This is a genomic window from Streptomyces sp. NPDC058955 (genome assembly GCF_042741435.1).
In the GTDB taxonomy this organism is placed as follows: Bacteria; Actinomycetota; Actinomycetes; order Streptomycetales; family Streptomycetaceae; genus Streptomyces.
This window is the reverse complement of the sequence record NZ_JBHYKM010000180.1, coordinates 1-11354: the sequence shown is the minus strand read 5'-3', so window position 1 is coordinate 11354 and position 11354 is coordinate 1. Positions and strand designations below refer to the sequence as shown.

Genomic DNA, 11354 nt, shown 5'->3' with positions numbered 1-11354 from the left:
GGGTCCGGCCGGCCCGCCGCGCGGCCGCAGGGTGGTCACGCCCGCGGGTACGGACGCGGGTACCGGGGCGGGCACGGGGGCGGACCCCGCGTCCGGGGCCGGCGCGGGGACGGCCGCGGGGCGCGGCAGGGGCTGCGGCCGGGCCGGAGGCGGCGGGGTGAGGGCGGTGCGCGGGGCCTCGGGCGCGCCGGGGCCGGCGGGGGCGCCCGTGAGGGCCTTCGGGGCGTCGGCGGGGGGACGGGGGGCGTCCGGCGGTGCGGCGAAGCGGCGGGCCTCCGCACGGTGGGCCTCGGCCCGTTCGCGGGCGGCCCGCTCCTCGCCCTGTGTGGCGGGCCCCGCATCGGCGGGATCCCCCGCCGGCGGGAGGGCGCCCTGGAGGAGGTCGGTGGGCAGCAGGACGACGGCGGTGGTGCCGCCGTACGGCGAGGGCCGCAGATGGACCTTGATGGCGTGCCGGGAGGAGAGGCGGCTGACGACGAAGAGCCCGAGCCGGTCGCTGTCGAAGAGGTCGAGGGCCTCGGACCGGTCGATGCGGGCGTTGGCCTCGGCGAGGCTCTCCTTGCCCATGCCGAGGCCCCGGTCCTCGATCTCCAGGGCGTAGCCGTTGCCGACGGGTTCGCCGCTGACCCGGACCTTGGTGTGGGGCGGGGAGAACTGGGCGGCGTTCTCGATGAGTTCGGCGAGGAGGTGGGTGAGGTCGGCGACGGCGCCGCCCGCGACGGCGGTCTCGGGGAGCCGGCGCACCTCCACGCGCGCGTAGTCCTCGATCTCGGAGACGGCGGCGCGGACGACGTTGGTGAGCGGCACCGGCATGCGCCAGGCGCGGCCGGGGGCGGCGCCGGAGAGGATGATCAGGCTCTCGGCGTGCCGGCGCATCCGGGTGGTGAGGTGGTCGAGCCGGAAGAGGTCGCCGAGTTCGCCGGGGTCGTCGGCGCGCCGCTCCATGCTGTCCAGGAGGTTGAGCTGGCGGTGGACGAGGACCTGGCTGCGGCGGGCGAGGTTGACGAAGACGCCGGAGATGCCGCTGGCGAGTTCGGCGCGTTCGACGGCGGCGGAGAGCGCGGCCCGGTGGACGGTGGTGAGGGCCTCGCCGACCTGGCCGATCTCGTCCTGGGGTGCGGGTCCCGGCGGGGCCTCGGCCTGGACGTCGATCTCCTCGCCCGCGCGGAGCCGGCTCATGGCGGCGGGGAGCTTGCGGCGGGCGATGCCGAGCGCGGTGTTGCGCAGGCTGACGAGTTCGACGACGAGCCCGCGGCCGATCCGGACCGAGATGACGAGGGAGGCGGCGACGGCGGCGAGGCCGAGGACGACGGCGGCGCCGGCCGGGCTGAGGATGCCGCCCGCGAAGGGGTCGGTGTCGTCGGCCGCGGCGGCGCGCGCGTCGCCCTCGACGGCCGCGAGCCCGGTGCGTACGGCGGCGAGGGCGGCGTCCCAGTCGGCGGAGGGCGCGGCCTGGGCGGCGGGCCGCCCGTCGGCGGCGGCGGAGACCCGGTCCTCGGCGGCGGTGAGCCGGGTGTGGTCGGCGTCGGCGGCGAGCCGGGACCAGGCGTCGCGGCCGGCGGTCGGCAGGTCGGCGGTGGCCGAGGCGAGGAGGGTGCGGCGGGTCTCGACGGCGCCGGTGAAGGCGCGTTGGCGGGCGGCGGTCAGCCGGCCGGTGAGGTGGGCGGAGCCGAGGAGGGCGTCCTCGCGGGCCAGCATCTCGTCGGCGCGGGCGAGTTCGAGGAGCACGCGCGCGTGGGAGCCCTGGCCGGTGTCCTGGATGCCGGTGAGAGCTCCGGCGACGGCGAAGCCGGCCGAGACCGCGGTGGTGTACTCCGCGTAGACCCGGTCCCAGTCGCCGCGGCCGTCGGCGGCGGCGGTGCGCATCCGGGTGAGGCCCTGGGCCTCGCCGACGAAGGCGCCGACGCGGTCGGCGACGTCGGGGGGCAGGTCGCCGGAGTCGCCGACGGTGTGGCCGTCGCCGAGCCGGAGCCGGGCGACGGCCTCGTCGGTGCGGCGGATCCGGTCCGCGAGTTCGGCGGCGCGGCCGGCGCCCGGGGCGGCGATCTGCCGCAGGGCGGCGCGGCGCTCCTCCTGGAGGGCGGCGACCGCGGCGGACACCGGGCCGCGGATGTCGGCGTCGACGCGCTGGAGCTGGCGGATCCGGGCCATGTCCTGGGCGGTGGTGACGGTGGCGAAGCCCCAGAGGGCGAGGAGCGAGACGACGGGGACCATGAGGAGCGAGACGATCTTGGCGCGCACGGTGCGGGGCCGCAGCCCGCGTCGCCGGGACGCCTCGGCGGGTACGGCGGCGGCTTCGGCGGCGCTCCCGGAGTCCTCCGCCGGTGCGTCGGCGTCGGTCGGGGTGTCGGGTCCGGCGGCGGGGCGCGGGTCCTGTTCGTCGGCGGGCGGCCCGGCGTGCGCGCGCCGCCCGCGTGCGGTCGCCGGCGGCGCGGGCGCCACGGCGTCCTGGTTCTTGCGGGGAGTTCGCATGGGCTCCTCGTTCCGGCTGGGTGGGGAGGGTCGGGGATCCGGGGGGGGTGAGAGGGACGGGAGGAGGCGGCGGTCGGCTGGTCAGGAGGAGGGCGGAGGACGGGCGGTCAGGAGGAGGGCGGACGGGTGGTCAGGGGGCGGGCGTACGGAGGGGGTCACGGCCGGCGCGGAAGCCGGGCGGGGCCACGTCGACCGCGCGCTCGTCCGGTTCGGTGAGGCGTTCGGCGGAGGCGTACGCGGCCCGTTCCCTGGCCGTCGGGGAGAGGGCGACGAAGGCGGAGGTGATGAAGAGGTACGAGCCGAGGCCGACGGCGAGCGGGAAGATGAACTGCATGACGGTGGCGCCGGGGAGGTCCGCCGAGGAGGGGACGACGTCGACGCGGACCGCGAGCATGCCCGTGTAGTGCATGCTGCTGACGGCCGCTCCCATGACGAGCGAGGCGAGCGCGACCGCGATCGGGGCGTGGATGTTGAGGGCCGCCCAGAGGGCCGCGGTGGCGGCGACGACCGCGATGGCGACCGAGAGGGCGACGAGCAGCGGGTCGTAGTGGACGGTGCCGTGGAGGCGGAGGGCGGCCATGCCCATGTAGTGCATGCTCGCGACGCCGACCCCGGTCGTCAGGCCGCCGATCAGAAGCGATCGCACGCGGTCGCGTCCGTAACCGACGGCGAACACGCCGACTCCCACGACGCCCATCGCGATGAGGAGGCTGAGGATGGTGAGCGGCACGTCGTAGTGGATGTCGGTGCCGGCGACGCCGAAGCCGAGCATCGCCACGAAGTGCATCGTCCAGATGCCGGTGCCGATCGCGGAGGCGGCGGTGAGCAGCCAGTTCCGCCGCGACCGGCCGGTCGCGTCGAGCGCGCGCACGGTGCAGCGCAGCCCGAGGGCGGCGCCGATGCAGGCCATCGCGTACGACAGCACGGGTGTCAGCCAGCCGAAGGTGGCGTGGTCCAGGTGTCCCATGACTCGGGGACGCTAGTGCGCACGGAGGGGCGCACAAGGGGCGCATTTCGAAAGCTGTTGGAATATGACGGAGCGAAGTACCAGATCGATCGGACGACGCTCGAACGTGTACGGAGAACGTTCACGCCCAGGGGTGGGCGATCATGGACGCATGAGCGATGACCCCACAGATGTCCGAGCGTTCTTCGCCACCCGCGCGGCCGACTGGGACAGCCGTTTCCCCGACGACGGCCCCGCCTACGCCGCCGCCGTCGCCGACCTCGGGCTGCGCCCCGGCGACGCCGTGCTCGACGCGGGCTGCGGCACCGGCCGGGCGCTGCCCCCGCTGCGCACCGCCGTCGGCCCGTCGGGCACCGTCATCGGCGCCGACCTCACCCCGGAGATGCTGGACGAGGCGGTGCGGGCCGGGCGGCGCGGCCCCGGGGGCGCCGGGGCGCTGCTCCTGGCCGACATCGGCCGGCTGCCGCTGCGGGACGGCGGACTCGACGCGGTCTTCGGCGCCGGCCTCGTCTCCCACCTGGCCGATCCGGTCGCCGACCTGCGCGAACTCGCCCGGGTGGTACGGCCCGGCGGCCGTCTCGCGCTCTTCCACCCCATCGGCCGGGCCGCCCTCGCCGCCCGGCACGGCCGGCAGATCACCCCGGACGACCTGCGGGCCGAGCCCCGGCTGCGTCCGGTCCTCGCCGAGGCCGGCTGGCGGCTCGTCTCGTACGTGGACGAGGACGCCCGCTACCTCGCCCTGGCCGTCCGGGAGGGCTGAGAGCCGGGGCGCGGGTGGCCCGCGGGGCCATGCGGAGGACAGCCGCGCCCGACGCCGACGGGCCGGGCGACCACGCGCGCCGGCCGGGCCCCGCCTCCAACGCCCCCTTCTGTCCCGGCACTTCACTGTCTACCGTGGACGTGCCGGGCAGTCGTGCCCGGGGAAAGGCGGCCGGCCGTGGCACGGATAGCGGAACGCATGCGCAAGCTCCTCCCCTCCGCCCGACGCGCGTCCGGGAGCGAGGCCGCCCCTCCCCCGGCCCGCTCCGGACGCCAGGGCCACAACCTCTTCGAGGCCGCGGCGGTCTACGTGGCCGCCTGCGCCGAGGACGACCAGGACCGGATCGACGAGGCCGTCACCTGGGTCTCCCCCGGCCAGCTCGCCTTCGGTGTGAACGAGCTGGCCTGCCGCGCCCTGCTCACGCTCGCCCGGGAGCGCAACCAGACGCCCGAGACCGTCGCCCGCTCGCTGCTCGGGATCAAGGGGCGCTGAGGCTCACACCCCGGGGACCCTCGACGCGCGGGTTACTCACTGGTTAAGGTGCGCCGACGATCCGATGGGCAGCGAGATGGGGAGGGTGCCGTGGCGGCGACGGAACCGGCGGCGGGCGAGGACTCGCTGTACGTGCTGACCGCGTGCCTGCTGACGCCCGCGCAGTTCCCGAGCGTGCTCGGCGACGACTACCCGGCGGCCTGCGCCGCCCTCGGCCTCGAACCGTACGAGGCGGGATACGGGCTCGTCTTCGGCCAGGACGGGCTCGGCGCCCGCTGGACGGTCGTCATCGACGACGTGTCGCTGGTCGCGGTGGCCATCGCCTCCTGGGACTGCGGGATGGCCTACGACCTCTCGCCCGACGAGGAGTCCGTCGTCGCCGGACTGCCCGGCTGGCCGCTCGCCGTCGCCACCCGCGCCCCCGGTCTCCCCGAGCCGCACGACCCGGAGCCGGAGGAGGGCGACCCCGCCCCGCTGGTGCCGCCCACCGGGGACACCTGGGGCGCCGCACAGCGGCGGCTCGGCGCCGACGAGGTGGCCCGGCACTGGCAGGAATGGCGCGGGCAGATCGAGCCCGGTGCCGCTTCCGAACGGCCGGCCGAGGCCGCGGAGGACGAGCCGACCGGCCCGTACGCCCAGGTGCGCCGTGCCCTGGACGAGCTGCGCGGCTATCTCGAGGAGCCGCCGCCGGTCGGCCGGGTGCGGTCCGGCTTCGCCGGGGAGGGCGCCCGGATGCTCCGCGCCGACGGCCCCGGCTGGTCGCTCGTGGCCCGCACCGACGACATGGCCTTCGTCCTCCTCGACGACTACCCGCGCGAGGTGCTGCCGGTGGCCCGGGGCCCCCGGCTGCCCGCCCTCCTCGAAGGGCTCGACGCGCTGGCCGTGCGCCCCTCCTGATCCGGGGCGCCGGCCGGGCTCAGACGCGTTCCAGCGGGCGGTGCGGCCCGGCCGGCAGCTCGACGGCGATCGGGTCGCCGGGGCGCACCTCGCCGCCGGTCAGCACGATCCCCATGATCCCGGCCTTGCGGACGACCTCGCCGTCGGCGTCCCGGCCCACGACCTGCTTGAGCAGCCCGTGGCTGAAGCCGTCGATCTGGGCGCAGGGGTTGCGCAGACCGGTGATCTCGACGACCGCCTCGGCACCGAGGCGGAGGCGGGCGCCGGTGGGCAGGGCGAGCAGGTCGATGCCGCGGGTGGTGACGTTCTCGCCGAGGTCGCCGGGGTTCACCGCGAAGCCGGCCTCGGCGACCTCGTCGAACAGCTCGGCCTGGATGAGGTGGACCTGCCGGAGGTTCGGCTGGGTCGGGTCCTGGGCCACCCGGGAGCGGTGCTTGACGGTGACGCCGGCGTGGACGTCGCCCTCCACGCCGAGCCCGGCGAGGAGCGTGACGGAGGCGCGGTTGGGCTTGGTGAAGGAGTAGGTGCCGTTGCTGCTGACCGCGGTGACGGTGCCCTCGCCCATGCGGGAGACCCCCTGGTTCTCTACGGTGATCGCTGACGCGTTCGACCCTACTCCGGGCGTCCCGCGTGCTCCTCGCGGAGGGGGGCGCCCACCTCGTGGAGGTGGCCGAGCGCCTGCCGGTAGGAGTCGACGAAGCCGGTCTCGGTGTACGGGATGCCCAGGGCCCGGCAGTGCGCGCGGACGGCGGGCTGGGCGAGCCGCAGGTGGGGGCGGGGCATGGACGGGAAGAGGTGGTGCTCGACCTGGTAGTTGAGGCCGCCGAGGAACCAGTCGGTGAGGGCGCCGCCCCGGATGTTGCGGGAGGTGAGCACCTGCCGGCGCAGATGGCCCCAGGTCTCGCCGTCCTCGTGCTGGTCGGGCCGGTCCATGCCCTTGTGGTTGGGGGCGAAGGCCATGCCGAGGTGGACGCCGAGCAGCATCTGGTGGACGAGCGCGAAGACCAGCGCCTGCAGGGGCGTGAGGGCGGCGAGGAGCAGCGCCGCGTACCCGGCGAAGTGGAGCAGCAGCAGGGCGCCTTCGGTGAGGCGCTCGCGCCGGGTGCGGTACGGGCCGTCCTTGGCGAGCAGCGCCTGGACGCCGTACAGCTTGAGCGCGAGGCCCTCCAGGGTGGTCAGCGGGAAGAAGAGCAGGGCCTGGTGGCGGGTGAGGAAGCCGCGCAGGCCGGTGCGGCCGGCGGTCTGGTGCTCGGCGAAGACGAGGACGTCGGCGGCGACGTCCGGGTCCTTGTCGAGGTGGTTGGGGTGGGCGTGGTGCCGGTTGTGCTTGTCGTTCCACCACTCGCGGCTCATGCCGAGGAGGAGGTTGGCGTGGACGAGCTGGACGGCGCGCCCGGCCCGGCGGTCCGCGGTGATCTGGGCGTGTCCGGCGTCGTGCGCGATGAAGGCGGCGCGGGCCGAGAGCACCGCGAGGGGCACGGCGAGCAGGAGGGACCACCAGGTCGGACCGGCCAGGAGGAGGCCGCCGGCCACGGCGGCGACGCCGAGGAGGGTGAGGGCGATGTCCCGGGCGTACCAGCCGGGTCGGTGGTCGAGCAGCCCCTGGTCCCTCACCGTGCGCAGGAGCGGGGAGAACTCGCTGCCGCCGCGCCGCGGCCGGGCGGCGGGCGCCGGGGCGGGGGCGGTGGCGATGGCCTGGGACATGGAAGGGCTCCGGCTTCTGTGAGGCGGGGGCGGGTGCCGTCCGCACCGAGGCGGCGGCGGTGGTCCCACCGTAGGGATCGGTGACGGTCCGGAACCATGGCGTCACCACCCGGCCCCGGGCGGGGGTGGGCCGGGGCCCGGGGGTGGGGCGTTCCCCACCCCCGACCCGGGGGCGGTGCACATGTGTCGGGCGTCACGCACGGATGTGCGTGGTCGGCGGCGGGCGTGAGGTAGGGTCGGCCGCTCGGTCCCACCGGCAGCCATATGTGGGGAATGTGTTGACGTCGTCGTTCCGGTCCTCTGGCCCCGCTCCCGAACCCTCCGCGCCGCCTTCCGGCCCGGCCGTCCCGGCCGCCGTGTTCCTCCCCGCCGATCCGCCCCGGGCGGGCCGGATCGCCCTCTGGTCGCCCGACGGCGACCCCCTCACCGCCCCGCCGGGGGCGGTGGCGGGCGAGATCACCGTGGTGGACGGCGCCGACCTCCAGCCGGTGCCCGTCCCCGCGCTCCTCCTGTCGGTACGGGACGCCCTGCCGCTGCTCGCCCGCGCCCGGCTCGCCGGGGGCGCCGACCCGGCCGCCGCCTTCTGGGGCGGCGCGACCCTGCTCGCCCTGGACCTCACGGCGCGCGGACTGCTGCTGCCCGGCGTGACGGCGGCGGGTCACGACGCCTGGCGGGCGGGGCCGTTGGGGCCCGGGGAGCTGGACCGGCTGCGGACGCTCGCCGCGTCGATGCCGCCGACCGCGCACGCCGTCCCGCTGGGCCCCGCGGAGGAACCGGACGAGCCGGAGGACTGGCTGCTGCCGGAGCCCGAGGCGCTGCTGCGCGCCTTCCTGGACGCCGTCGCCGACACCCTCCCCCGTACCCCGGCCGCGGAACTCGCCGTCGGCGGCCCGGCGTTCGCCGCGGAGGCCCCGCAGTCCGCCGTCGCACACCGGCCGTGGGCGGACGATCTGGCGGCCGGGCACGACGCGGGCGTACGGCTGTCGCTCCGGCTGGAGCTGTCCGGATCCGGCGCCGGCTCCGGACGGGATCCGTCGGAGGCCCCGGCGTTCCGCGCCGTGCTCCAGCTGCACTCGGCCGCCGATCCGGCGCTGGTCGTGGACGCGGCGGACGCCTGGTCGGGCACCGGACCGGCGGCGGCGTCGCTGGGGCCGCGCGCCCGGATGGACGCCCTGCTCGCGCTGCGGCGGGCCGCCCGCGCCTGGCCGGCGCTCGCCCCGCTGCTCGCGGCGGCCGTGCCGGACGCGATGGAGCTGGCCGACGAGGAGGTCGTGGAGCTGCTGGGTCCGGCGTCCCGCGCGCTCGCCGCGACCGGCGTGCACGTCCACTGGCCGCGCGAGCTGACGGACCGGCTGACCACGCAGGCGGTGGTCGGACCGGTGGAGCCGACGGCGGGGGCGGGGTCCGACACCGGGCCGGCCGACGCGTCCCCGTACGCCGAGGGAGCCGGCGGCGGTCTGCCGTCGTTCCTCTCCGCGGACGCGCTGCTCGCCTTCAACTGGCGCTTCTCGCTGGGCGACCGGGAGCTGACGCGGGCCGAGCTGGACCGGCTCGCCGAGGCCGGGCGGCCGCTCGTCCGGCTGCGCGACCGGTGGGTCCTGGTCGATCCGGCGGAGGTGCTGCGCGCCCGGGAGCGGCAGGACCGCAAGGTGTCGCCGGTCGACGCGCTCGCCGCCGTCCTCACCGGCAGCACGGAGGTCGACGGCCGCCAGGTCGAGGTCGTCGCGACCGGCGCGCTGGAGCGGCTGCGCGAGCGGCTCGCGGACCCCGAGGGCGGCGTCCGCGAGGTCCCACAGCCCGCCGCCCTCGCCGCCACCCTCCGCGACTACCAGCTGCGCGGGCTGAACTGGCTGCACCGGATGACCTCGCTCGGTCTCGGCGGCTGCCTCGCCGACGACATGGGCCTGGGCAAGACCATCACCGTCATCGCGCTCCATCTGCACCGGCAGGGCGAGCCGGCCACCGCGGGCCCGACGCTCGTCGTCTGTCCGACCTCGCTGATGGGCAACTGGCAGCGGGAGTTCGAGCGGTTCGGACCCGGCACGCGCGTGCGCCGCTTCCACGGCACCACGCGCGATCTCGACGGGCTCGCGGACGGGGACGTCGTCCTCACCACGTACGGCACCATGCGGCTCGACGCCGAGCGGCTGGCCGCCCGGCCGTGGGGGCTGCTCGTGGCGGACGAGGCCCAGCACGTGAAGAACCCGTACTCGGCGACGGCCCGTCGGCTGCGGACGATCGGCGCACGCGCGCGCGTGGCGCTGTCCGGCACCCCGGTGGAGAACAACCTCTCGGAGCTGTGGGCCATCCTCGACTGGACGACCCCGGGACTGCTCGGCGGACTCGGTGCCTTCCGCCGCCGGTACGCCGCGGCCGTCGAGGGCGGTACGGACCCGGCCGCGGCGGAGCGGCTCGGCGCGCTGGTCCGTCCCTTCCTGCTGCGCCGCCGCAAGTCCGATCCGGGGATCGCGCCGGAGCTGCCGCCCAAGACCGAGACCGACCGGGCCGTCTCCCTGACGCCGGAACAGGCCGGTCTGTACGAGGCGGTGGTGCGCGAGAACCTGCTCGCGATCGCGGCGGCCGAGGGCATGGCGCGGCGCGGTCTGGTGGTGAAGCTGCTGACCTCGCTGAAGCAGATCTGCAACCACCCGGCGCAGTACCTGAAGGAGGACCGGCCCCGGATCGCGGGCCGTTCGGGGAAGCTGGAGCTGCTCGACGAACTGCTCGACACGATCCTCGCGGAGGGGGCGAGCACCCTGGTCTTCACCCAGTACGTGGGGATGGCCAGGCTCCTGGAGGCGCATCTGGCGGAGCGCGGGGTGCGGACGCAGTTCCTGCACGGCGGCACCCCGGTCGCCGAGCGGGAGGCGATGGTCGCCCGGTTCCAGGACGGCGAGGTGCCGGTCTTCCTGCTGTCGCTGAAGGCGGCGGGGACGGGGCTGAACCTGACCCGGGCCGAGCACGTGGTGCACTACGACCGCTGGTGGAACCCGGCCGTGGAGGCCCAGGCCACCGACCGGGCGTACCGGATCGGGCAGACGCGGCCGGTGCAGGTGCACCGGATCGTCGCCGAGGGGACCGTCGAGGACCGGATCGCCGCCATGCTCGAACGCAAGCGCGAGCTGGCCGACGCGGTGCTGGGCACGTCGGGCGACACGCCGGCGGAACTGACCGAACTGACCGACGCGGAACTGGCGGAGCTGGTCCGGCTGCGCGGGGACGGGGACGGACGATGAGCGAGTACGGGACGGGCCACGGGGCCGAGGAGCTGACCATCGCGGCGCCGCCGCCGGTGCGCGGCGGGGCGTTCACCCGCACCTGGTGGGGCCGGGCGTGGCTGAAGGCGCTGGAGGACACGGCGCTCGACGGCCGGCAGGTGAAGGCGGGCCGGGCGCACGCGCGCGCGGGGGCCGTCGGCGCGGTGTCGGTGCGGCCGGGGCGGATCACCGCCGTCGTGCAGGACCGTGACGGCACCGGGTACCGCAGCGACGTGCTGGTGCGCACGCTGACGGACGAGGAGTGGGACCGGCTGCTCGACCTCGCGGTCGACAGCGCGGGCCACATCGCCGCGCTGCTCGACCACGAGATGCCGCCGCACCTGGTGGAGGACGCGGCGGCGGTCGGCGTCGAACTGCTGCCCGGCATCGGCGACCTGGAGCCGGAGTGCGGCTGCGAGGCGTGGGACCACTGCCCGCACACGGTGGCGCTCTGCCATCAGATGGCGCGGATCCTGGACGAGGACCCGTTCGCGCTGCTCCTGATGCGGGGGCGGGGGCAGCGGGCGGTCGTGGACGCGCTCCAGGACCGCAGCGCCGCCCGCGCGGGCGGCGGGACCCCCTCGCCGGACGCGCCGCCGGACGCCGGGGCGGGGGACGGGCGGGCCGGGGTGTCGGCGGCGGAGGCGTACGCGCTGCGGGACATCCTGCCGCCGCTGCCGGCCGTGCCGGTGCCGGAGGCGGCGCCCGGGGAGCCGCCGTCGCTGGACACGGAGACGGACCCGGAGCCGGGTGTGGAGCCCGCCGGCGGGGGGGTGCGGGGGGCCCGCACGGGGGCCCGGGGCCC

General features: G+C 76.6%; 8 protein-coding genes and 1 pseudogene. 5 read left to right on the top strand and 4 right to left on the bottom strand.

Going from position 1 to position 11354, the window contains the following annotated elements; all coding sequences use genetic code 11:
* A partial coding sequence (locus ACFW1I_RS36540; protein WP_384678119.1) for a nitrate- and nitrite sensing domain-containing protein occupies positions 1–2472 on the bottom strand: 2472 nt, incomplete at its 3' end.
* Positions 2473–2602: 130 nt separating this feature from the next.
* Complete coding sequence (locus tag ACFW1I_RS36535) at positions 2603–3439, bottom strand: MHYT domain-containing protein (RefSeq protein WP_384678117.1); 837 nt, start codon at positions 3437–3439, stop codon at positions 2603–2605.
* A 151-nt stretch (positions 3440–3590) separates the two neighbouring features.
* On the opposite strand from ACFW1I_RS36535, the gene ACFW1I_RS36530 reads away from it, so the two are divergent.
* The 3 genes from ACFW1I_RS36530 (at position 3591) to ACFW1I_RS36520 (ending at position 5588) form a co-directional block, all read left to right on the top strand.
* Complete coding sequence (locus tag ACFW1I_RS36530; protein WP_384678116.1) at positions 3591–4199, top strand: class I SAM-dependent methyltransferase; 609 nt, start codon at positions 3591–3593, stop codon at positions 4197–4199.
* Positions 4200–4397: 198 nt separating this feature from the next.
* A complete protein-coding gene (locus ACFW1I_RS36525; protein ID WP_384678114.1) occupies positions 4398–4691 on the top strand; it encodes a hypothetical protein in 294 nt (97 codons plus the stop codon).
* 90 nt (positions 4692–4781) lie between these two features.
* Positions 4782–5588, top strand: coding sequence for a hypothetical protein (locus ACFW1I_RS36520; protein ID WP_384678112.1), 807 nt, complete (start codon positions 4782–4784; stop codon positions 5586–5588).
* A 19-nt stretch (positions 5589–5607) separates the two neighbouring features.
* Here the strand turns inward: ACFW1I_RS36520 and ACFW1I_RS36515 are convergent, their stop codons facing one another.
* Positions 5608–6153: an MOSC domain-containing protein gene (locus ACFW1I_RS36515; RefSeq protein ID WP_384678110.1), complete on the bottom strand. Its 546-nt coding sequence runs from the start codon at positions 6151–6153 to the stop codon at positions 5608–5610.
* Between the two features lie 47 nt (positions 6154–6200).
* Positions 6201–7292, bottom strand: a complete 1092-nt coding sequence (locus tag ACFW1I_RS36510) for an acyl-CoA desaturase (protein ID WP_384678108.1) — start codon at positions 7290–7292, stop codon at positions 6201–6203.
* Between the two features lie 356 nt (positions 7293–7648).
* Between ACFW1I_RS36510 and ACFW1I_RS36505 the strand changes: the two genes are divergently transcribed.
* Together ACFW1I_RS36505 and ACFW1I_RS36500 are read left to right on the top strand one after the other, a co-directional pair.
* Positions 7649–10528 carry a DEAD/DEAH box helicase gene (locus ACFW1I_RS36505; protein ID WP_384678106.1) on the top strand — a complete coding sequence of 960 codons (2880 nt, stop codon included), beginning with the start codon at positions 7649–7651 and terminating at the stop codon, positions 10526–10528.
* Positions 10525–11354, top strand: a pseudogene (locus tag ACFW1I_RS36500) (SWF or SNF family helicase); the annotation flags it as partial. The gene ACFW1I_RS36505 and the pseudogene ACFW1I_RS36500, both read left to right, overlap by 4 nt.